Here is a 21116-nt window from a genome sequence, read left to right on the forward strand (position 1 = left end):
TGCCTTCCACGAGTCGGGCACCGGGGGGTCCGGGGTCGGTGGTGGTGCCTACGAAGCTCAACGAGCCTGCCCGCGAGGGGTATTGGCGCCTGGCGAAGGACGCCGGAAGTCGGCTGAAAACGCTCGTGGATCCGGCGTGCGCGACACGGGTGAGCGTGTAGGCGTACGCCGGATCACGGGCGGATCGGCCGCCGGTCCCGGACCGGTGGACCGGCGGCGGAGCGGTCAGGAGCCGGTACGCACCCGCAGCGCCCGGTGCAGGTCGTCGAGCTGGTCGACGAGCTTGCGGCGCAGCGCCGGGATCATCTCCGCGCTGTCCAGGCACGTCCGGCCGAGGCGCAGTGCCTCCTCGTCGACGGCGTACAGCGGGAAGGCGTAGCGGCCCGCCGCGTCGGCGATGGCCGGGCCGCGCCGGTCGGCGAGTGCGACGGCGTCGGCGTAGTAGCGGGGCACGTACTCCCGTACCAGCGCGGCCTGTTCGGGCTGCCAGAAGCCCTGGGCGGTGGCGGTGAAGAGGTAGTTGGAGAGGTCGTCGGTCTCGAAGAGCGTGGCCCACGCGCGGGCCTTGGCCCCGGGGTCGGGCAGGGCGGCGTGGCAGCGGGCGGCGCCTTCCTGGCCGGTGGCGCTGGGGTCGCGTGCCAGTTCGGCGTCGATGGCGTCGGGGTCGACGGCGCCGAGGACGGCGAGCCGGGTGAGGACGCGCCAGCGCAGTTCGGGGTCGAGCTCGGGGCCGCCGGGGACACTGCCGGATTCCAGCCATTCCTGGAGAGCGCCGGGCTGGGTGGCGGCGTCGATGAAGTGGCGTACGGCGGTGAGGCGCAGCCCGGGGTCCTCGCCGTCCTCGGTGCGGCGGATCAGGTCGCGGGAGATCGCGGTGAGGGTGGCGAGCGCGGCGGGCCGGTCCGTGTCGGACAGATAGCGGTCGGTGAGGTGGATGGCGGCGAAGGCCAGGACGCCCTGGACGACGGCGAGGTCCGTCTCACGCGGCAGCTGGACACGGGCGGCGTCCAGATAGGCGGTGGGGGCGAGGTCGCCGTCGCGGACCATGTCGCGGGCGGCGTTCCAGATGACGGTGCGGGTGAGCGGGTCGGGGACGCCGGAGAGTGCGCGCAGCGCGGTGTCCCAGGACGCGGCGTCGAGCCGGACCTTGGCATAGGTCAGATCGCCGTCGTTGAGGACGACGAGGGCGGGGCGGCGGCCGGCCGCGGTGACGGGCCCGGCCAGCGGCAGGTCGAGTGCGAGGAGGTCGCGCCGGGTCAGCCGGGCCGGGTCGGCGGGGTCGAGGTCGTACGCGCCGACGGTGACGCGGTGCGGGCGGCTGCCGTCGCGTACGACATCGAGGGTCCAGCCGGTGTCGGTGCCGGAGATCCGGGGGGTGAGGGTGTCGACGCCGGTGGTGCGCAGCCACTGCCCGGCCCAGGCGTGTACGTCGCGGTCGGTGGCGTGGGCGAGGGAGTCGATGAAGTCGGCGAGGGTGGCGTTGGCGAACTTGTGCCGGGCGAAGTGGGTGTTGATACCGGCGAGGAAGTCCTTCTCGCCGAGCCAGGCGACGAGCTGGCGCAGCGCGGAGGCGCCCTTGGCGTAGGAGATGCCGTCGAAGTTGAGCAGCGCGGAGGCGGTGTCGGGGACGGCGTCGGGGTCGGGGGCGACGGGGTGGGTGGAGGGCCGCTGGTCGGCGTCGTACCCCCAGGACTTGCGGCCGATGCCGAAGTCGACCCAGGTGTCGGTGAAGCGGGTGGCTTCGGTGAGGGTCTGGTAGCCCATGTACTCGGCGAAGGACTCGTTCAGCCAGATGTCGTCCCACCAGGCGAGAGTGACCAGGTCGCCGAACCACATGTGGGCCATCTCGTGGGCGATCACCATGGCGCGGGTCTGGCGCTCGGTGTCGGTGACGGCGGAGCGGTAGACGAACTCGTCGCGGAAGGTGACCAGTCCGGGGTTCTCCATGGCGCCGGCGTTGAACTCGGGCACGAAGGCCTGGTCGTACGAGTCGAAGGGGTACGGCTCGGTGAACTTCTCGTGGTACCGGTCGTAGCAGGCGCGGGTGATGTCGAGGATCTCCTCGGCGTCGGCGTCGAGATGGGGCGCGAGGGAGCGCCGGCAGTGGATGCCGAAGGGCAGCCCGGCGTGTTCGGTGCGTACGGAGTGCCAGGGGCCCGCGGCGACCGCGACGAGGTAGGTGGAGATGAGCGGGGTGGCGGCGAGGGTCCAGTGGCGTCCTTCGGTCCGGGTGGCGACGCCGTTGCCGAGGACGGTCCAGTCGTCGGGCGCGGTGACGGTCAGCTCGAAGACGGCTTTGAGATCGGGCTGGTCGAAGGCGGCGAAGACCCGCTGGACGTCGTCCATGAAGAGCTGGGTGTAGACGTAGGTCTCGCCGTCGGCGGGGTCGGTGAAGCGGTGCATGCCCTCGCCGGTACGGGAGTACCGCATCGCGGCGTCGACGCGCAGCTCGTGTTCCCCGGCGGTGAGCCCGGTGAGCGGGAGCCGGTTCCCGGCGAGCGCGGCCGGGTCGAGGGGCCGGCCGTCGAGCGTGACGGAGCGCAGGCTGGCTGGCTTGAGTTCGACGAAGGTGTCTCCGGCAGCCTGAGCGGTGAACTGTATGACGGTGCGGGAGTCGAAGGTGTCCTCGCCGGTGGTCAGATCGAGTGCGATCGTGTACCGGTGGACATCGAGGAACTGGGCTCGGGTCTGCGCTTCGTCGCGCGTCAGTACGGACATGGTGGCCATGCTGCCCGATGTGCCGCGAGCGGCGCATCAGGGTTCATTGCGCTCTGAGCGCACCCGCTGCGGAAGCTCTCAGCCGGTGCTGTCCCGTGCCTCGCCCGCGATCGTCTCGTGGTGTCTGATCACCTCGGCGATGATGAAGTTGAGGAGTTTCTCGGCGAAGGCCGGGTCCAGTCTGGCGCTCTCGGCGAGTTCCCGGAGGCGGGTGATCTGGCGGGATTCACGGGCCGGGTCGGCGGGCGGCAGCTGGTGTTCGGCTTTGAGGACGCCGACCTGCTGGGTGCATTTGAAGCGCTCGGCGAGCATGTGGACGACGGCCGCGTCGATGTTGTCGATGGACTCGCGCAGCCGGTTCAGCTCGGCCCGCACCGTCTCGTCGACGCCGGGCTGGTCGGTACCGGGGGCGTCCGTGCCGGGATGGCCGGTTCCGGGGTCACTCATGGTCATGGTCCAGCAGCGTAGAGGAGCGCGGCGCGATGGTCGGCGGGTGATCAGGATGCGGGATCTCGTTGCTCCAGCCGCCGGGGACGGCGCGCCCCTGCTGGTCGCGGAAGCGGATGGGCGGGATGCCGACGCGGCGGGTGAACAGCCGTGAGAAGTACGCCGGGTCGTCGTACCCCACGCGCCGGGCGACGGCGGCGACCGGCAGTTCCGTCGCGGCGAGCAGTTCTTTGGCGCGGCCGAGGCGGATGGCCAGCAGATAGTCCTTGGGGCTGCACCCGGCGGCCCTGCGTACGGCCGTGCGCAGTTCGGCGGGGGTCATGCCGTGGCGGGCCGCGTGCTCGGCGACCGAGAGCGTCCGGCAGGCGTCGCGGGCCAGCGCCTGGAGGACCGGCTCGCCCTCGGCGCCGGTGTCGGCGCGGGCCCGGCGCAGCGCGACGAGCAGTTCGTGGACGGCGGCGCCGGTCTCGACTTCGAGCAGCGGGTTGCCGCGGCGGGCGGCGCGGGCGATCCGCGCGATGGCCGCGCGCGGCCCCGTCGCGTCGGAGAGCGGTACGACGGGCCGGTCCGGCTCGATATAGCCGAGTTCCGTGTACGTGACGGTGGCCGGTCCGGTGAAGTCGACGAAGCACTCGTCCCAGCCGTGCTCCTCGTCGGGCCCGTAGTGGTGCGCGGTGCCGGGGGTCAGCCAGAGCAGCGCGGGCGCGGTGACGGGGGTGCGCCGCCCGTCGGCCGCGCGGAACCAGCCGCTGCCCGCGCTGATCACGACCGCCACATGGTGATCGAGGGTGCGCGGCCCGACCGTCGGCAGACAGCCGTGCTGGAGTCCGACGCCGAGGCAGACGAGCCCGAGCCGGTGGTGGACCGGGCTGGGGGTGAAGTACCGCATCCACGTGTGATACATCCGCCGCCACCTCGCCCGTTCATCGTCCGTCGGCCCGGTTGCCCCGCCGCGTCCACCGCGTCCGCTGCGTCCAAACAGAGACGATCTTTGTCCATGGACCCTGTCGCCGCCAGAGGGAGAGGGTGGATCACGGCCCGGAACCGGACGAAGACGCGGTGGAAGAACCGGGACGTGGGACGGGAGAGCGGGGACAGTGGCTGAGTTCATGGTGGGGGACGAAGACTTTCTGCTGGACGGACGGCCGGTGCGGCTGCTCTCCGGGGCGCTGCACTACTTCCGGGTCCATGAGGAGCTGTGGGACCACCGGCTCGGGATGCTGCGCGCCATGGGCCTCAACTGTGTCGAGACGTACGTCCCGTGGAATCTGCACGAGCCGGAGCCCGGCCGCTACCACGATGTGGCCGCGCTCGGCCGGTTCCTGGACGCCGTGCGCGAGGCGGGGCTGTGGGCGATCGTGCGGCCGGGCCCGTACATCTGCGCCGAGTGGGAGAACGGCGGGCTGCCGCACTGGCTGACCGGTCCGCTGGGCGCGCGGGTTCGGACCGGGGACGGCGGATTCCTCGCGCCCGTGGAGCGGTGGTACCGCGAGCTGCTCCCCCAGGTCGCCGAGCGAGAGATCGGCCGGGGCGGTCCGGTGATCATGGTGCAGATCGAGAACGAGTACGGGAGTTACGGCACCGACCAGACCTATCTGGCCCGGCTGACCGAGCTGACCCGGGCATGCGGGATCTCCGTACCGCTGTTCACCTCGGACGGCCCCGAGGACCATATGCTCACCGGCGGCTCCGTCCCCGGTCTGCTGGCGACGGTCAACTTCGGCTCGGGCGCCCGCGACGCCTTCGGGACGCTGCGCCGGCACCGCCCCGACGGGCCGCTGATGTGCATGGAGTTCTGGTGCGGCTGGTTCGACCACTGGGGCGGTGATCATGTCGTACGGGATCCGGCGGACGCGGCCGGCGCGCTGCGCGAGATCCTGGAGTGCGGTGCCTCGGTCAATCTGTATATGGCGCACGGCGGTACGAGCGCCGGCGGCTGGGCGGGCGCCAACCGGTCCGGTGAGCTGAACGACGGCGCGCTGCTGCCGGACGTCACCTCCTACGACTACGACGCGCCGGTCGACGAGGCGGGCCGCCCGACGGAGAAGTTCTGGCGGTTCCGCGAGGTGCTGGCGGACTACCGGAGCGGCCCGCTGCCCGAACCGCCGCGGCCGTGGCCCGCGCTCGCCGCTCCCGTACGCGCCGAGTTCACCGCGTGGGCGCCGCTGGACGAGGTCATGGAGACGCTCGGCGGACCGGAGTCGGAGACGGCGCTGCCGCTCACCTTCGAGGAACTGGACGTGGACCGCGGGCTGGTGCGCTACCGGCTGGAGGTGCCGGGCCCCCGGACGCCCCGGGCGCTCACGCTGGCCGGGCTGCGCGATCTGGCCGTGGTGTACGTGGACGGGGTGGGGGCGGAGGTGCTCGACAGCGAGACCGCCGCCCTGGCGAAGCCGGTGGCCGGGCCCGCGTCCGTCGAGATCTGGGTGGAGTCGCTGGGCCGGGTCAACTACGGGCGCCGGCTGGGCGAGTCCAAGGGCGTCACGGACGGGGTGCTGCACGAGCGCCAGTATCTGCACGGGGTACGGGCCCGGGGGCTGCGGCTCGACGCCTTCGACGACGCGCGGGCGGTGGCGGCGGTCCCGTTCCGCGAGCCGGACGGCGGGCCGGGGCGGGGGCTCCACCGCGCCGCGTTCGAGGTCACGGGCGCGGGCGACGCCCGGCTCTCGCTCCCCTCCTGGACCCGGGGCTTCGTCTGGGTGAACGGCCACTGCCTGGGCCGCTACTGGTCGCGCGGACCACAGGAGTCGCTGTATGTGCCCGGTCCGGTGCTGCGCGAGGGGAACAACGAGGTGTGGGTGCTGGAGCTGGAGGCCGCGGGCGAGCCGTACGTACGGCTCGCCGCGTACTAGTGCCGCGACCGGCAAGGTTTGCCCGGTCGGAGTGTCGTCCGGTGCGTGTGATCGCAAGGCGGCCGGGAGCCCTTGTAGCGGAGCTACCTGGGCTTTTGGCCAACGCGGCGAGCGCGCGTGCTGGGCGTCACGACGGGGCAAACGTTGCCGGGAGGGGCACTAGCCACGTACGTGCCGGGTTCTGGACGTACGGAGGGGCCGGTCCCGGCAGCGCGCCCGGGACCGGCCCCTCTTCAGTGCTCTACGCCTCCCGCACCTCGAACGCGTCGAGCACGAACTCCGCCGTCCTGTCGTTGCCCGTCTTGCGCAGCCCCACCCACGCCACGCCCTCGGCCGGCGCGGTGAACTCGTAGCTCAGTACGGCCGGTTCGGTCGCGACGGGCAGTTGCACACGCTCCAGTTCCCGCACCGCCGGCTCGTCCACGGCCGTCACCCAGGCGTACTGGCCCGCCTTCTCGTTCTCGTACCGGAACGAGACCCGGTAGCGGCGGCCCGGCTCGAAGCGGGCGGTGTGCGGGACGGTCCGGTAGACCAGTCCCTCGTTCTCGCCGCGCGACTTGAGCGATTCGGTGCCGTCGATGACATCGTCGATCGCCTTGCCGTTCCAGCCGCGCTGGGTGAACGGCGCGTGCCGCTGGGCGATATGCGTACGGGGGTCGGTGACATCGCCCGCGTCGCCCTTCACGAAGGCGCCCCAGCCCTGCGGCACCTGCTGGAAGTCCTCGAAGACCAGGGCGCCCGGCTTGAGGGCCGGCCGCGCGCGGACGATCCGTACGTTGTCGAACCGCACCCGCGCGCCGCCCTCCGCCGCCCGCAGTGTGAGCCGGACCGGGCCGCCGCCCTCCGGGACGGTGAAGTACGTGAACATCCGCTGGAAGCGGGTGCCGTGCTTGCGGTCGGCGGCGACATAGTTGCCGGCGGTGGAGGAGTCGGTCCAGTTCACGGCCGTGACGCCGTCGGCGGTACGCACCTCCAGGGCGGCCCTGCGCCGGAGCCCGGCCGTCTCACCGACCTCGACCTGTACGGACGCCGCGTACGCGCCGGGCGCGAGCCGCTCCAGACGCTGGCCGACCGCCGCCGCGCCCGCGCCGATCACCAGCTCGTAGTCTCCGCGGGTGTTCCGCTCCACGGCCGCCGGGCCGCTGACCGTCCAGCCGTCGAGCGAGCCGGACTGGAAGCCCGGGTCGTGCAGCGGGGTGGCCTGGCCCCAGTCCGGGTCCGCGGGGGTCTGCCGGACACGGCTCCGGTAGAGCACGTACGGCTGTCCCGCCTCGGCGTCCAGCGTCACCCGGCCGCCGCGTACCGGCAGGTCGCGCACATGCACCCGGCCCTGGTCGGTGAGCCGGTACAGGGCGGCCTTCGACAGCCCCGCCCAGCCGCGCGGCAGCCGCCATTCGCTGCTGCCACCGGCCGGGTTGAAGTGGTAGAGCTTCTCCGGGTCGGTGGCCCGGCGCGGCTCCCAGGGGAGCAGATAGCGTCCGTCCTCGTACACGACCCGTCCGTCGGTCGTGATGCGGCGGGTGCCGTCCGCGTCGGAGACGACTGTCCGTGTCGGTCCTGAGAAGCGGATCTCGTTCTCGCTCCAGCGCGCGATCGGATACGCCTGGAGGTACTTCGCGGCCAGGGAGTGCGTCCAGATCAGCTGGTAGAAGGCCGTCCAGTCGGTCTTGCCGATCCAGCCCTCGAAGCCGCCCATCCGCGGGATGCCGAGCAGCGTCGGCCACTTGTCGGCGAAGACGTCCTTCTGGTGGTTGCGGATGAACCGGATCAGCTGGGAGTTGACGCCCCGGGAGGTGTCGGCGGAGCCGTAGTCGGTCTCGGTCGCCCAGTGCGTCCAGAGCGATGAGCGCTCCAGGCCGTGGCCGTACTCGGTGGTGACCTGCCAGCCCTGCTCGCGCAGTGCGCGCTGGAGCCGGTCGGAGTTCCAGCCGGACTCCTTGAAGACGTCGATGTACAGGGTGTTCAGCGCGGGGTCGGCCTGATCGCGCAGATCCTGGAAGCGTTTGATGATGTCGCCGGAGACCAGATCGCGGCGGGCGTCGATGCGATAGCTCTGGTCGAGCCAGTCCCACTGCCTGTCGTTCTTGTCCACGAGCGTCTCGGAGAAGGCGTGGGCGACGGGGTACGACTCGGTGGCGTTGACATGGACCCCGAAGTCGCTCTGCCACCTCCTGCCCTCCCTGACCAGGGTGTTGAGGTCGTCGAGGCCGCCCGCGCGCTGGTTGTAGTTGCCCGCGTAGTCGGGGTGGGCGGAGTCGTGGCCCTCCGACTGGTAGCCCTTGAGCAGGGTGTACTGCCGCAGCCCGTCCGTGGCCAGCGAGATCCGCTTGACCTGGTCGAGCACGGCCAGGAACGGGTTGGTGGCCTGGCTGGCGAAGTTGAACGGGATGTGCGGGACGACCCGCAGATGCTGCTGTTCGGCGCCGAGCGGGCTGACCATGATGTCGCGGAAGGCGATGGCCGCGTCCTGCCAGTCGACCGCGCGGTCGGCTCCGCCCGCGCCCGCGTCGTCCCGTTTCCGGGTGACGATGACGGTGGCGTACGGCAGCGGTTCGGTGGCGTCCACCGGTGCGGTCGCCGCGCGGTGGGTCCACTGCCCGCAGCGCAGCCGCCCCTCGGTGACGCCGTCGTCGGCGCGCACGACGCGATGCCACAGCCGGCCGTTGTCCCAGGCGGCGCCGGGCGTGTCGGCGGGCCGGTCGTAGACGGTGTTGGTCTCGACCGCGCCGCCGAGCCGGTCGTGCACGACGACGGCGTACGCGCAGCCCGCCGGGTCCCGCTCCGGGGTGCCGGCGGTGATCGCGGTCAGCGTGTCGCCGCTCTTGGCCTTGTCCAGTTCGACGCGCGCGGTGAGCAGGACGGCGCCGGGCTGGTCGGCGCGTACGGACAGCAGCGCCAGCCCGGGCAGTTCCAGGGTGCCGACGCGCAGGGCGGGGGTGTCGGAGATCCGGGTGACCCGCCAGTCGACGCGCCATCCGGAGACGGCGATCTCGATGTCGATCCCGGTGCCGCCGTCGAAGGCGAGGGCGTACGCGATCCGGCCGCTCCCGGCGCGCCGGGCCGTCACATTCGGCGTGTGGTCCGTGCCGTCGATCCGTACGGAGGTGACCGGGTCGCGCTGCCCGTACAGCAGGGCGCCGGTCTCCCGGTCGGTGTACGAGATGACGCGCGGGAAGCCGGTGTCGACCCGTACGTCCAGCTCGCGGGAGCGCAGCACGGTCCCGGTCCCCCGCGCCCCGTCGGACGACGGGCCGGCGGCCGGGGCGGGGGACGCACCGAGGGCGACGCCGGCGCCCGCGAGTGCGGTGGCGGCGACGACGGTTCTGCGGCGGGGGCCGCGGTCTGCTGCGTTGGCGTACACGCTCGCTCCTCTTTCGTTCACGGATTCGGCACACGGATGGAGGGATCCGTGCACGTCAATGTGCGTCGCGAGGTGCGGGTGCGCCCATGGACAAAGGCGGGGCAGGTGTTGGACTAACCGTCCAACCGCCTGCCCCGCCTCAGTGTTCTACGGGGTGTACTGCGGGGTGTGCCGCGGGGTCACATCACAGAGTCGACGCGGCCGAGGCGATCTGCGAGGCGAAGGTCGAGACCTCGGTGTAGACACCGGGGTAGTTGGGCCGGGCGCAGCCGTTGCCCCAGCTCACGATGCCGACCTGGATGAAGGCTCCGGCGTTGTCCTTGCGGAACATCGGACCGCCCGAGTCACCCTGGCAGGTGTCCGTGCCGCCCTGGGGGTAGCCGGCGCAGATCTCCTCGCTCGCTATGATGTCGCCGCCGTACGACGCGTTGCAGCTGGCGTCGGAGACGAACGGGACGGTGGCCTTGAGGAGGTAGCGCTGCTGGGCGCCGCCCTCGGTGGCCGCACCCCAGCCGGCGACGGTGAAGTTGCCGGTGTTGTACTGCGTGGTGGTGGCGATCTTCAGCGTCGGCAGGTTGATGGGCGCGGCGAGCTTGATCAGCGCCCAGTCCTTGCCCACGCCGTTGTAGCCGGGGGCCTGGAGCACCTTGGTGGACTTGACCTTGATGGCGCTGGTGCTCTGGAGGTCGACGACACCGGCGGTGGCGGTGATGCTGGTGTTGTTGCCCGATCCGCTCACACAGTGCGCGGCGGTCAGCACGATGGTCGGCGAGTACAGCGCGCCACCACAGCCCATGGAAAGCCGGACCATGAAGGGGAATTCGCCCTGAGCGGCGCGGGTGCCGCCGACGACGGGCGGTGCGAGCGGCGCCGCGGCCTGGGTCTTGGGCGCGACCGGCGCGGGCGCGGCAGAAGCGGAGGACGGCTGGAGGCTGATGGCGGCGAGCACGACCGCACCGGCGGCGGCGGTTCTCTTGAGGACACCCAGAATGCTCAACGGTCTGCCTTTCATGGGGGGCATGAGGGATTCGCCCTCAAGGCGGGCCCCGGTCAACGCGCGTTGCACGGCGGTGACATGAGCCCGACAAGAAGGCGTGATCCGGATTATGCGGAGGGGATCAGCCACGCCACAAGAACCTGCTTTCGGCCACCCGGCAGAACCATCCGTCGGCCACCGTCCCCTGATCGGACACCCCGTCCTCTGACCGGACGCGCCGTCCTCTCAACGGACGCGCCGTCCACCGGTCAGACATGCCGCCCACCGGTCGGACGCGCCGTCCGCTGAACGGACGCGCCCGCCGGGCGTGACCCTCCGGCGCCCGGGGTGCCCCCGTACAGTTGACGCGAGCGGGCCCGGCCGTCCCGCGCGGGTGAATCCGGACGCGGGGCCGCGGGACGCAGGGGGTACGGACGTGACGAACGGCGGCGAGGTCCAGCACGGCTATCCGCATCTCGACACGGCGCGCGCGGCCATCACGGCGCTCTACCGGCGGCTCTCGGCCGACGGAATCCGCGCGTACGCCCCCAGCGTGGCCCCCGCCGATGTCGCCTTCTCCGACGTGGACGATCTCTATCTGGGCACCCAGCGCGTGGCCCACGCCCTGGTCCAGCAGCTGCGGCTGCCGGACGCGCGGGTGATCGTGAGCTTCCGCGACATGGAGCACGCGGCGAATGTCGAGCTGACCGCCGGGCCGGAGTACTTCATCGAGCTGAACAACCGCTTCCGTACCCACCGCAGGGACATCGGGGCGGCCCTCGCCCATGAGATCACCCATGTCCTGCTGCACCGCCTCGGCCTCTCCTTCCCCGGCACCCGCGACAACGAGATCCTCACCGACACCGCCACGACCTATCTGGGCGCGGGCTGGCTGCTGCTGGACGCCTATCGCAAGGACCGCGATTCCAGCCAGAAACTCGGCTACCTCACCCCCGAGGAGTTCGGCTATGTGCTGGCGAAGCGCGCGCTCGTGTTCGACGAGGACCCCCGGATCTGGTTCACCAGCCCGCAGGGGTACACGTCGTACACGAAGGGCAGGGCGCAGTCGCTGCGCGACGAGCAGCAGCCGCCGCTGACCACCGCCGGCTGGTCGGGCCGGCACCGGTACGCCAAGGACCGCCGCTACGCGCTGGACCACCCGGGCGCCGTGCCCGCCCCCGCCGCGCCCCACGCGCCGTACACCTTCGAGCGGCTGGCGGACGGGCTGCGCGTCTCGTTCCCCTGCCCCACCTGCCTCCAGCGCATCCGGGTGCCGGTCCGCGGCCGGGTGCGGGCGCGGTGCGGACTGTGCGGGAGCGTGCTGGACTGCGACACCTGAGCGGGCGGGCCCCGCCGCCGTATGCGGGTCCCCTCTCTCTCCCGTATCCCGGGCTCCCGTATCCCGGGCGACGGCGGAACCCTGGCGAACGTAGGGTCGAAGCATGACGAATGAGCCGACAGCGGGCGCCGGCGTCGAAGAGCTGTTCGCGGCGGTGGGCGGCGGCGCCGACGACACGGTGGTCCGGCTGCTGCGCGCCGGTGTCTCCGCCGAGTCGGCCGACGGAGACGGCGAAACGATCCTCTACCGCGCGGCGGTCAGCGACGAGCCCGGTCTCGTACGGCTGCTGCTCACGGCCGGCGCCGACCCCCGCCGGGCCAGCGGCCGGGACGGCGGCGATCTGCCGCTGTGCGGTGCGGCCTGCGGCGGGCACACCGAGGTCGTCCGTGCGCTGCTCGCCGCCGGTGCCCCGCCCGACGGCCGCGAGGAGTTCGGCTTCACGGCGGTCGCCTGGGCGGTCGTGCAGGGCTTCGCGGACACCGTCGAAGCGCTGCTGGAGTACGGCGCCGACCCCGATCTGCCGGGCCCCGGCGGGGAGTCGCCGCTGCTGCTGGCCGCCCGCCGCGGCTCCGCGCCCGCCGTGCGGGTCCTGCTGCGCTACGGCGCGGGCGCGCCGGACGGGGTGTACGCGCGGACGCGCGACGCGGCGCTCGCCGAGGCGCGGCGCTGGCTGACCCGCGACGTGGAACAGGAGCTGCGGGCCGGGCTGCTGAGCGCCTACGGCGACGGTTACGAGACGGTGGTGCGCCGGATCGAGGAGGACGGCTCGGAGACCGTCGTCGTCGAACTGCTGCGGGACGGCGAGCCGGTGGCCGGCCGCGAGCAGCAGAACGGGCACGCGGCCGTCGCGACGATACTCGAAACGGAGCTGGGCATTCCGACCCCGTACGAGGAGCTGGCGGGGCGGGCCCTGCACTGCGGGGACCCCGGCAGGGACGACTGGACGGAGTCGGTGTCCGCGCTCTGGCGGCGCGGTGACGAGGAGACGTTCCAGGCCGCCGCCGCGTGGTGCGCGAGCGACGAGCCGCTGCGGCGGGCGTTCGCCGCCGATGTGCTGGCGCGGCTGGGCGCGGCGGACGGGGAGAGTCCGTTCGCCGCCCGCGCGGTGCCCCTGCTGCGCGAACTGTCCCGGCACGCCGTGGAACCGGAGCTGGTCCGCGCGGTCGTGGTGGCGCTCGGCCAGCACGGCGACCCCGCCGCGCTCCCGGAGATCCTGCGCCACACCGGCCACCCGGACGCCGGGGTACGCCGCAGGGCGGCCCTCGCGCTGACCGGGCTCGTACCGGGGGACGACGGCGACGCGCTCTGGGCGCTGACGCTGCTGAGCAGGGACGCGGACGCGTCGGTCAGGGACCGCGCGGTCGTGGCGCTGGCGGGCCTGGACGCGGATACGCGCGAGCTGCGCGAGGCACTGGCGGCCCGGCTGAACGACCCGGACGCGAATACGGCCGCCGAGGCGGCCAAGGGGCTGGCGGCGCGCCGCGATCCGCGCGCGGTCGACGCGCTGGCCCGGATCCTGGGCGACGAGGACCCGGAGGGATACGCGCGCAGGACGGCGCTGGAGGCCGTGCGGTACGTGCCGCGCGGCCCGGAGCGACGGCGCCTGGAGCGGACACTCCCGCGCCGCCGCTGACGGGAGGAGCCTCAGAGGAGCCGGAGCACCCCGGGCGCCTCTTCCTCGATCAGTCGCACCAGTTCGTCGAAGACGGTCGGGCCGCCGCCGGCCCGGACGGCGTCCAACCGTCCTTGGATGGCAGCCCTGTTGTCGGGGTGCGCACGCTCCAGCCGCCGCTGGAGCGTACGCACGGTCTCCTCCTGGCCGAGTGCGCGGCGCGAGAGTTCGTGCCGGCGCCATTCGATGACGAAGTCGCCGTCGTCCGGCGTCCCGTACCCGCCGCTCAGGCAGTCGGCGAGCGCGTCGAGATTGCTCCCGAAGTATCCGCCGGGCCCGTTCACGGCCGCGCCGATCACCCGCCAGAAGCTTTCGAGGCCGGTGACCTCCGCCCCGTCGATCACATATGTCACCGTCATGGGACGGAGGTTACCTTCCGGTTCCGGTCGGCGACCGGTCAGCAGCTGTAGTTGACGAGCGAGAACGACGCGTAGTGGTCGGCGGTGTAGTAGTCCTCATTGGTCTTGTTGCCCGTGACGATGCGGCGGGCGCCGCGGGTCGAGGAGCCGGGCGTCTTGACGGTGTACTCGTGGTAGTAGCCGTTCGACTGGCTCGGCAGGATGCCTTCCCGGTTCTGGAAGACGCCACCGTCCTGCGGGTACGGGAACGGCCCGCCCGCGTCGATGAGGTCGAGGGTGTCATGGGCCTGGACCGGCAGCCTGGAGTAGCAGATGCTGCCGACCGCGGTGGGGGCGGCGGTGGCGGTGGCGGTGACTCCGCCGACGAGGAGCGTGGAGGCCAGAGCGGCGATGCCACCGAGGGTGGCGATCCGTGGGGGAATTCGCATGCCCCCATGATGACGCGCGTAGACGCGTACACGTCAATGGCAACTCTGTGGAATTTCCCGGAAGTTAACCCACCGTCCCGGGCAGCGGGCGCCCGCCCGCGCCGGGCGGCGGTCAGGAGCCGGTCTTGATGTTCTTCATGGTCAGATGGGATTCGAGACGCAGGACGCAGGACAGGCCGCTGAGTTTTCCGGTGAGGAACGCCTCGTAGGCGGCATGGTCGGCGACGGCGACGCGGACGAAGTAGTCGGGGCGGCCGAACATGCGGCGGAACTCGATGACCTCCTCGAAGGACGCCACGGTGTTCTCGAACTCCTCGAAGGTCTTGCGGTCGTTGGCACTGACTTCGACGTCGATGAGGACTTCCAGTCCACGGCCGAGGGCTTCGGGGTCGACGACGGCCCGGTAGCCCGTGATGACGCCCGCTTCCTCCAGCCGCTTGACCCGGCGCAGGCACGGCGGCGGGGTCAGACCGACACGTCTCGCCAGTTCGACGTTGGTCAGCCGCCCGTCCTGGCGCAGCTGAAACAAAATTTCACTGTCGATGCGATCGATATGCACTTCATTGCCCATAGCCAGATCCTAGAGCCACTTTCGGCAACCACATAAGGCCGATTCTTCCCTAATATTTCCATATGGGAATACCTCCGACCGTGGCCCGCGAACCTGCCACCGCGCCCCCGGCGCCCCCGGCGCTCCCGGCGCCCCCGGCTCTGGCCGCGTTCAAGGACTCCGCTTCCGTGGGGCTGGCGCTGGTGCCGCTCGGTCTCGCCTTCGGGGTCCTCGTCACACAGTCCGGTCTGGCCTGGTGGTGGGCGAGCGCGTTCACCGCCCTCATCTACGCCGGGTCGTTCGAGTTCCTGCTCGTCGGCCTGGTCGCCGCCGTCGCACCGCTGGGGACGGTCGCCCTGACCGCCTTCCTGGTCAACATCCGGCACGTCTTCTACACGCTCTCCTTCCCGCTGCACCGCGTGGGCGGGCGCCTCGCGAAGGGCTACAGCACCTTCGCCCTGACGGACGAGGCGTACGCCCTGACCACCGGCGAGCGGGCCCGTTCCTGGACGGGCCGGCGCATCCTGTGGCTCCAGCTGTACATGCACCTGTACTGGGTGGGCGGCGCCACCGTCGGCGGGCTGCTCGGCTCGCTCGTCCCCGACAGCGTCACCGGCCTGGACTTCGCCCTCACGGCCCTGTTCACCGTCCTGGCCCTCGACGCGATCCGGGACCGGCGCGATGACCTGCCCACCCCGGTCCTCGCCCTGCTCAGCGCGCTCGCGGCCCGCCTTCTTCTCCCCGGCCAGATGATGCTCGCCGCCTGCGTCCTGTTCACCACCGCCCTGCTGGCCAGGCGCCTCATCACCCGCGGGAGGACCCGCCGTGCCTGACACCCCCTATCTGATCGCCGCGGTCGCCGTCTCCGCCGCCGTCACCTGGGCCCTGCGCGCCCTGCCCTTCGCGGCCCTCTCCCGGCTGCGCGCCAGCGGCACCGTCCAGTACCTCAGCACCCGTATGCCGGCCGGCGTCATGGTGATCCTGCTCGCCTACTGCCTGCGCGACCTCCCGTTGACCACATCACGCGCCACCGCTCCCCTGGTGGCTCTGGCCGTCACCATCGGCCTGCACCTGTGGCGACGCGACGCCCTGCTGAGCATCCTCGGCGGCACCACGGTCCATGTGGTCCTGGCCAGCACCCTCTTCGCGCACTGACGGGGGACGGGGCCCGCCGGGGCGTGGTACCGCCGGTGCCACGGACACACGGAAGCCCGGCGGCGCGCCGAGCGCGGCACCGGGCTTCCGTTCCCCGTGTACGGGACTACGTGCGTCCGCTTCAGGCGGCCGTGCGGCGTCCGCCCTCGGCGCCGCGGTCCGGACGGCCGCGACGGCCACGGCTGCCGCGTGACGCACCGCCGAGACGGGCCGCGCCACCCCCGGCGCCCGAGCCTCCGCCCGCGCCCCCGCCGGTGTTCTTCCTGGCCGGACGCGACGCGCGCGTCTTCGGCTTCGCCTGGACGGGCTGCTGCGGCACCTCGATGGTGACGGCCACCCCGGAGGGCACCCGCGCGCCCGTGAGCGTCGCCAGTTCCTCGTCCGTGGACTTGATCCGCGCGGACCGGGGAGCGATCCCCGCGTCCGACATCAGTCGTGTCATCTCGCGCCGCTGCTCGGGCAGTACGAGCGTCACGACACTGCCGGACTCCCCCGCCCTGGCGGTGCGTCCGCCGCGGTGCAGATAGTCCTTGTGGTCGACCGGCGGGTCCACGTTCACGACCAGGTCGAGATCGTCGACATGGATGCCGCGGGCCGCGACGTTCGTCGCGACGAGGCAGGTGACCAGACCGTTCTTGAACTGTTCCAGCGTCCGGTTGCGCTGCGGCTGCGAACGGCCGCCGTGCAGCCCCGAGGCCCGTACGCCGCTCGCCAGCAGCCGCTTGACCAGCCGGTCCACCGACCGCTTGGTGTCCAGGAAGAGCAGCACCCGGCCGTCGCGCGCCGCGATCCGCGTGGTGATCTCCTTCTTGTCCGTCTCGTCCAGGACGTAGAGCACATGGTGCTCCATCGTCGTGACCGCGCCCTGCGACGGGTCGACGGAGTGCACGACCGGGTCGGTCAGGTACTGCCGTACGAGCCGGTCGATGTTCTTGTCCAGCGTCGCCGAGAACAGCATCCGCTGCCCGTCCGGCTCGACCTGCTTGAGCAGCGCGGTGACCTGCGGCATGAAGCCCATGTCGGCCATCTGGTCGGCCTCGTCGAGCACCGTGACCGACACCTGGTCGAGCCTGCAGTCGCCGCGCTCGATGAGGTCCTTCAGCCGCCCGGGGGTCGCGACGAGCACCTCGGCGCCGCGCCGCAGCGACCCCGCCTGCTTGCTGATCGAGAGCCCGCCGACCACCGTCGTCAGCTTCAGATTGACGGCGGTGGCGTACGGGGTGAGCGCGTCGGTCACCTGCTGCGCCAGCTCACGCGTGGGTACGAGGACCAGCGCGAGCGGAGCGCGCGGCTCGGCACGCCGGCCCGCCGTACGCGCCAGCAGCGCCAGTCCGAAGGCGAGCGTCTTGCCGGAACCGGTACGTCCACGGCCCAGAATGTCGCGGCCCGCGAGGGAGTTGGGGAGAGTCGCGCCCTGGATGGGGAACGGGGTGGTCACGCCCTGTGCGGTGAGCGTCTTGAGCAGTCCTGCGGGCATGTCCAGCTCGTCGAACGCCTCGACGGCGGGCAGCGCGGGGGTAAGGGTCTCCGGCAGCGTGAACTCCTGCGGGCGCGCGGCGGGGCGGCGGGCGGCCGACCTCGCCGAGCCGTTCGCGGGCGCCTTCGCGCGGGAGTTCACCGGGCGCCTGCCGGCGGGGCGGGCAGCGCGAGCCGGGCGTTCGGATCGAGTCATTCGGAAAAAGCCTTCCTGGGCCTGAGAACAGCGCGAGCCGGGACCCGCACCTGCACGGTGCGGGCCCCGGCTGCGAGGTACACGTCCGGAAATTAGGCCGGGACGATGTTCTCCGCCTGCGGGCCCTTCTGGCCCTGCGTGACGTCGAACGAGACCTTCTGGCCCTCCTGGAGCTCACGGAAGCCCTGGGTGGCGATGTTCGAGTAGTGGGCGAAGACGTCGGCGCCGCCGCCGTCCTGCTCAATGAAGCCGAAGCCCTTTTCCGAGTTGAACCACTTCACGGTGCCAGTAGCCATGTCATTCTCCTAAAACAGGTGCAGAGCCGGAAATCCGCACTTCACGGATTCCTCGTCGCCGCATTGAGCCCCATCCGGAGAAGCCGGCAAAAACAATAATGCGCCTGAGGAACATTCCCGTCAGGCGCACATAAAGTTCATGGGTACCAAAACTGCAACGCGGTCAGCCTAGCACGGCCCGGCACCCACGCGACGGTCACCCGTGATCCTCACGGGGCGGGCTGTCGTCGCCCCCGCGCCGTACGGTGCGCAGCGGCCGGCCCGGCCGCCAGATCTGTACGACCAGGTCGTCGCCGTCGATTCCGGTCCGCACCACCTCGCCGAGTTCCACCCGGAAGAGGTGGAACGGCAGCGGAGGCTCGACCGTCGCCGCGAACCGCGCAAGCGTCTCCTCGTCCGTGACCTCGATGGCCCGTCCGGCGACTTTGACGTCACCGTCCGCCATCTCGCCGCCCTCCCCGGGATTCGCGTGCAGCGCGAAGCGCGGGTCGCGCATCAGATCGAGCGCCTTACGCGAATTCGGCATCATGCCGAACCACAACTCCCCGAACCTGAAGGGGACTTCGAGCCCCGTCAGGCGCGGGGAACCGTCCTTGCGGAGGGTGGCCAGGACATGGTGGGTGTGCTTCGCGAATCGGCGCTGAACGGTCTCGGCGAAGCGCGGCTCCGCCGAGACGAAATCGGACCAGGTGAATGTCATGCGTCCAGCCAACACGGAATACCGGACATCTTCTGTCTCCATTTATGGCTCGTGCGTGGCGGGGCCGAGACGGACCCCCAGGGTCTCCAGGTCGGGGACGAACCAGAGCTGTGTGCCGCGGTTGCTCTCGCGGACGAAGTCCCGCAGCGAGGTGCTGTCGGCCGCGTGCCGCGCGATGTCGCCGACGACGGCGACGCGGAGCCGGTAGCTGGCGAACTTCTGGACGATGTCTCCGGCGACGCGGGTGCGCAGCCGGAAGAAGGCGTCCTCGAACCGGGTGGCCGGGATGACGACCCAGGCGGCGCCGAGGTAGAACGCGTCACCGATGAGGTCGAGCGCCTCGCGCTCGCCGCGCAGGGGGTCACCGTCGGGAGCGCAGAGGAGAACGGGTACGCCGTGGATGTGCCGGAGTTCCCAGGGGGCCTGGGGTACCTGGGGTGCCTGGAGGGGCTGCGGGGCCTGAATAAGCCGTGGGGTCTCGGTGGGTTCGCTCATGTCCGGGTCCTCCGGGTTCCTGTTCAATCCGGTTGCCCGATCAGGGCGTTGACGATCTTCAGCAGCTCGGCGGTACTGTCCAGGCCGCCCAGGATGATGACCTTCAGCACGGCCCGTTCCTCGTCGTAGACGGTCTCGACGCGCAGGCGTTCACCACCGTCCCGGCCGTGCGCGATGGCGGCCATGACCGTGTTCGTCAGACGGATGGCCGCCTCGGGGCCGATCGCGTCGATCCGCACGATGGCGGATGCCTCGGCATGGCGCCGCCCCGGTCCGGAGGACGGGACGGGAGAGGCCGCCGGGCGGCCGGTGAACGCCTCCAGATCCTCGCGCGCGATCCGGTACTGCTTGCCGATACGGGTCGCCTTCAGCCGGCCGTCCCGTACGTAACCGCGCACCGTTCGCACATGGAGGTCCAGCAGCTCAGCCACCTGGTCCACCGAGTAGTACTGCTGCGGCAATGACTCCAGCCCCTTCAGATTCCTCATCCTTCCTCAAAATACCATTCCATTGAGCGTTTCAGGGAAGGTTAGGGAAGGTCAGGGAAGCCTGCCGGTCGGATGGCGACTGTGGCCGGTCGGACCGCGAGCGTGGCCGGTCGGCCGATGCGGCGGCACGGGACGGACACCTAGCGTCGTTCGCGGATCGGCCGGCCCACCGGCACCCACACCACAAGGGGAATCGCCCGATGGAGAATCACCCACAACTCACCTCCACGAACACGGAGTTCGAGACCGATGTCAGCGAACTTCTCGTGGAGACGCTCCAGCGCGCGGTCACGTGCGAGTCGCGGACCGTGGGCACGGAGGACCTGCTCGCCACCCTGGTCATGGGCGACTCGGCGGCCGGCGAGGCGATCGCCCCCGGCATGCGGGAGGCCGGTGCGCTGAGCGGACTGATCCGCGGCCGGGCGGGGCGCGGTTGGGTGAGCGACGACCACGACGACGAGACGTCGGGCGAACCCGCCGATGAGCACGAGGTCGCCGCCGCGTGGCGCGTCGCGCAGTGGCAGACCGCACTGCGCGCCCGGAAGACGACGAAGGTGCCCAAAACGGCAGAGGCTGCGGAGGCGGCGGAGGCGGCAGGGTCGGCGGAGACGACGGAGACGGTCTCCCGGGCGGACCGGGAATGGCCCGAGCCGTCCGGGGCCCTGCGCGCCTGCCTGTTCCTCGCCCTCGGGCTCGCCCGTCTGGAGGCGTCCCCCGGTGTGTACACCCGGCATGTGGCCCGTGCCCTGCTGGATCTCCCCAACAGCAGGGCGCGGGAAGCGTACGCGCTGCGCCGGCTGGACCGGACCGCCGCGTACGCCGCACTGGACGTGCTGGACGCACGCGGCTCGCGGGAGTCGCCGGACGGGCCCGCGACCGACCGCCCGCTCTCGCACGCCGCGACCGTCCTGCGCCGGGCCGGGCTGCTGGAGGACCGGAGCAACTGGCTGGCGCGCAAGGTGATGGCGTGGACGACCCAGCACCCCGGCGACGGCACGTCCATGCTGTTCGCGGTGACGGTCGAGGCGAGTCGCCAGGCCGTACGGTGCGGGCGGAGTGCGGTGGAGCCGGTCCATCTGCTGCTGGCCGTCCTGGCCCTGGACCGGGCGCTGTCCGTCGCGGGACGGTCGCTGCCGGCCGAGGTCGCCGCCGCCAACGGGGCCGCCGGTCTGCTCCGTACGCATGGAGTACGGCCGGACGAGCTGGCCCTGTCCGCCCTCGCCGCCGACCCGTCCCCCGTACCCGATGAGGTGCCGCTCTCCGCCGCCGCCGAGCGGACCCTCGCCTCGGCCCGGCTCATCGCGGCCGAGCACCGGGCCTCCTCGGCCGGAACGGTGCACCTCCTGGCCGCGCTCCTCGATGACATGGCGGACGACGAGGAGGGCTCGGTCTCCCGGCGGCTGCGCGCGCACGGCGTGGAGCCGACCGCGCTGACGGCGGACCTGGCTCCGCGACTGAGCGCGTGAGGGGCGGCCGACCCCGCGAGGCACCCGGCGGTCCGGCCGACGCTACCGTTGCCGCCCGGAGAGACGCCGGTCAGGGACCGTCCACCGGGCAGGGGCCATCGGCCGGGCAGGGGACTGGACGAGGGGCGAGGGCAGGGATGGA

19 protein-coding genes are annotated in these 21116 nt (G+C 71.9%); 6 read left to right on the top strand and 13 right to left on the bottom strand.

Going from position 1 to position 21116, the window contains the following annotated elements; all coding sequences use genetic code 11:
- Nucleotides 1-225 precede the first annotated feature (225 nt).
- The 3 genes from pepN to ACFRKB_RS02615 form a co-directional block, all read right to left on the bottom strand.
- Complete coding sequence (gene pepN / locus ACFRKB_RS02605; RefSeq protein ID WP_383102661.1) at nt 226-2718, bottom strand: aminopeptidase N; 2493 nt, start codon at nt 2716-2718, stop codon at nt 226-228.
- Nucleotides 2719-2796: 78 nt separating this feature from the next.
- Entirely contained in the window at nt 2797-3165 is a 369-nt protein-coding gene (locus ACFRKB_RS02610; protein WP_383103258.1) for a chorismate mutase, read from the bottom strand.
- Entirely contained in the window at nt 3158-4069 is a 912-nt protein-coding gene (locus ACFRKB_RS02615) for a helix-turn-helix transcriptional regulator (protein WP_383102663.1), read from the bottom strand. Before ACFRKB_RS02615 ends, ACFRKB_RS02610 begins: the two co-directional genes overlap by 8 nt.
- Before the next feature lie 193 nt (nt 4070-4262).
- Here ACFRKB_RS02615 and ACFRKB_RS02620 point away from each other — a divergent pair, with 193 nt between their 5' ends.
- Entirely contained in the window at nt 4263-6017 is a 1755-nt protein-coding gene (locus ACFRKB_RS02620) for a glycoside hydrolase family 35 protein (protein ID WP_383102664.1), read from the top strand.
- Between the two features lie 241 nt (nt 6018-6258).
- Here the strand turns inward: ACFRKB_RS02620 and ACFRKB_RS02625 are convergent, their stop codons facing one another.
- Nucleotides 6259-9378, bottom strand: a complete 3120-nt coding sequence (locus ACFRKB_RS02625; protein ID WP_383102666.1) for an endo-alpha-N-acetylgalactosaminidase family protein — start codon at nt 9376-9378, stop codon at nt 6259-6261.
- 184 nt (nt 9379-9562) lie between these two features.
- A complete protein-coding gene (locus ACFRKB_RS02630; RefSeq protein ID WP_383102667.1) occupies nt 9563-10399 on the bottom strand; it encodes a S1 family peptidase in 837 nt (278 codons plus the stop codon).
- Nucleotides 10400-10790: 391 nt separating this feature from the next.
- Here ACFRKB_RS02630 and ACFRKB_RS02635 point away from each other — a divergent pair, with 391 nt between their 5' ends.
- Entirely contained in the window at nt 10791-11693 is a 903-nt protein-coding gene (locus tag ACFRKB_RS02635; RefSeq protein WP_383102669.1) for a hypothetical protein, read from the top strand.
- A 103-nt stretch (nt 11694-11796) separates the two neighbouring features.
- Nucleotides 11797-13326, top strand: coding sequence for an ankyrin repeat domain-containing protein (locus tag ACFRKB_RS02640; RefSeq protein WP_383102671.1), 1530 nt, complete (start codon nt 11797-11799; stop codon nt 13324-13326).
- Between the two features lie 11 nt (nt 13327-13337).
- On the opposite strand, the gene ACFRKB_RS02645 is transcribed toward ACFRKB_RS02640, so the two are convergent.
- The 3 genes from ACFRKB_RS02645 to ACFRKB_RS02655 all read right to left on the bottom strand — a co-directional run bounded on the left by ACFRKB_RS02645 (nt 13338) and on the right by ACFRKB_RS02655 (nt 14723).
- A complete protein-coding gene (locus ACFRKB_RS02645) occupies nt 13338-13724 on the bottom strand; it encodes a barstar family protein (RefSeq protein ID WP_383102673.1) in 387 nt (128 codons plus the stop codon).
- A 38-nt stretch (nt 13725-13762) separates the two neighbouring features.
- Nucleotides 13763-14152: a guanyl-specific ribonuclease gene (locus tag ACFRKB_RS02650; RefSeq protein WP_383102675.1), complete on the bottom strand. Its 390-nt coding sequence runs from the start codon at nt 14150-14152 to the stop codon at nt 13763-13765.
- Between the two features lie 112 nt (nt 14153-14264).
- The gene (locus tag ACFRKB_RS02655) at nt 14265-14723 is read right to left on the bottom strand and encodes an Lrp/AsnC family transcriptional regulator (protein ID WP_383102676.1); all 459 of its coding nucleotides are present in this window, start codon (nt 14721-14723) and stop codon (nt 14265-14267) included.
- Nucleotides 14724-14890: 167 nt separating this feature from the next.
- Between ACFRKB_RS02655 and ACFRKB_RS02660 the strand changes: the two genes are divergently transcribed.
- Nucleotides 14891-15535 (top strand): AzlC family ABC transporter permease, encoded by a 645-nt coding sequence (locus tag ACFRKB_RS02660; protein ID WP_383103260.1) that lies wholly within the window; start codon nt 14891-14893, stop codon nt 15533-15535.
- Nucleotides 15528-15857, top strand: a complete 330-nt coding sequence (locus ACFRKB_RS02665; RefSeq protein ID WP_383102677.1) for a branched-chain amino acid transporter permease — start codon at nt 15528-15530, stop codon at nt 15855-15857. Before ACFRKB_RS02660 ends, ACFRKB_RS02665 begins: the two co-directional genes overlap by 8 nt.
- A gap of 121 nt (nt 15858-15978) precedes the next feature.
- On the opposite strand, the gene ACFRKB_RS02670 is transcribed toward ACFRKB_RS02665, so the two are convergent.
- From ACFRKB_RS02670 to ACFRKB_RS02690, 5 genes are all read right to left on the bottom strand, one after another.
- Nucleotides 15979-17529 carry a DEAD/DEAH box helicase gene (locus tag ACFRKB_RS02670; RefSeq protein WP_383102679.1) on the bottom strand — a complete coding sequence of 517 codons (1551 nt, stop codon included), beginning with the start codon at nt 17527-17529 and terminating at the stop codon, nt 15979-15981.
- A 92-nt stretch (nt 17530-17621) separates the two neighbouring features.
- Nucleotides 17622-17825, bottom strand: a complete 204-nt coding sequence (locus ACFRKB_RS02675; RefSeq protein WP_015607926.1) for a cold-shock protein — start codon at nt 17823-17825, stop codon at nt 17622-17624.
- Between the two features lie 196 nt (nt 17826-18021).
- Entirely contained in the window at nt 18022-18525 is a 504-nt protein-coding gene (locus ACFRKB_RS02680) for a pyridoxamine 5'-phosphate oxidase family protein (protein WP_383102681.1), read from the bottom strand.
- Between the two features lie 42 nt (nt 18526-18567).
- On the bottom strand, nt 18568-19020 hold the full coding sequence (locus tag ACFRKB_RS02685; protein ID WP_383102683.1) for a DUF4180 domain-containing protein: 453 nt from the start codon (nt 19018-19020) through the stop codon (nt 18568-18570).
- Nucleotides 19021-19043: 23 nt separating this feature from the next.
- Nucleotides 19044-19508 carry a helix-turn-helix domain-containing protein gene (locus ACFRKB_RS02690; protein WP_383102685.1) on the bottom strand — a complete coding sequence of 155 codons (465 nt, stop codon included), beginning with the start codon at nt 19506-19508 and terminating at the stop codon, nt 19044-19046.
- A gap of 200 nt (nt 19509-19708) precedes the next feature.
- Here ACFRKB_RS02690 and ACFRKB_RS02695 point away from each other — a divergent pair, with 200 nt between their 5' ends.
- Nucleotides 19709-20974, top strand: coding sequence for a Clp protease N-terminal domain-containing protein (locus ACFRKB_RS02695; protein ID WP_383102687.1), 1266 nt, complete (start codon nt 19709-19711; stop codon nt 20972-20974).
- The last annotated feature ends 142 nt before the right edge of the window (nt 20975-21116 follow it).

This window comes from Streptomyces scopuliridis, from assembly GCF_042790125.1.
GTDB lineage: Bacteria > Actinomycetota > Actinomycetes > Streptomycetales > Streptomycetaceae > Streptomyces > Streptomyces scopuliridis_A.

Bases quoted from the DNA above. Each gene is read 5' to 3' on its own strand.
- ACFRKB_RS02690 (WP_383102685.1), bottom strand. From the start codon at position 19,508: ATGAGGAATCTGAAGGGGCTGGAGTCATTGCCGCAGCAGTACTACTCG.
- ACFRKB_RS02655 (WP_383102676.1), bottom strand. From the start codon at position 14,723: ATGGGCAATGAAGTGCATATCGATCGCATCGACAGTGAAATTTTGTTT.
- ACFRKB_RS02675 (WP_015607926.1), bottom strand. From the start codon at position 17,825: ATGGCTACTGGCACCGTGAAGTGGTTCAACTCGGAAAAGGGCTTCGGC.
- ACFRKB_RS02670 (WP_383102679.1), bottom strand. From the start codon at position 17,529: ATGACTCGATCCGAACGCCCGGCTCGCGCTGCCCGCCCCGCCGGCAGG.
- ACFRKB_RS02650 (WP_383102675.1), bottom strand. From the start codon at position 14,152: ATGCGAATTCCCCCACGGATCGCCACCCTCGGTGGCATCGCCGCTCTG.
- ACFRKB_RS02630 (WP_383102667.1), bottom strand. From the start codon at position 10,399: ATGCCCCCCATGAAAGGCAGACCGTTGAGCATTCTGGGTGTCCTCAAG.
- ACFRKB_RS02640 (WP_383102671.1), top strand. From the start codon at position 11,797: ATGACGAATGAGCCGACAGCGGGCGCCGGCGTCGAAGAGCTGTTCGCG.
- ACFRKB_RS02685 (WP_383102683.1), bottom strand. From the start codon at position 19,020: ATGAGCGAACCCACCGAGACCCCACGGCTTATTCAGGCCCCGCAGCCC.
- pepN (WP_383102661.1), bottom strand. From the start codon at position 2,718: ATGTCCGTACTGACGCGCGACGAAGCGCAGACCCGAGCCCAGTTCCTC.
- ACFRKB_RS02645 (WP_383102673.1), bottom strand. From the start codon at position 13,724: ATGACGGTGACATATGTGATCGACGGGGCGGAGGTCACCGGCCTCGAA.
- ACFRKB_RS02695 (WP_383102687.1), top strand. From the start codon at position 19,709: ATGGAGAATCACCCACAACTCACCTCCACGAACACGGAGTTCGAGACC.
- ACFRKB_RS02615 (WP_383102663.1), bottom strand. From the start codon at position 4,069: ATGTATCACACGTGGATGCGGTACTTCACCCCCAGCCCGGTCCACCAC.
- ACFRKB_RS02610 (WP_383103258.1), bottom strand. From the start codon at position 3,165: ATGAGTGACCCCGGAACCGGCCATCCCGGCACGGACGCCCCCGGTACC.
- ACFRKB_RS02680 (WP_383102681.1), bottom strand. From the start codon at position 18,525: ATGACATTCACCTGGTCCGATTTCGTCTCGGCGGAGCCGCGCTTCGCC.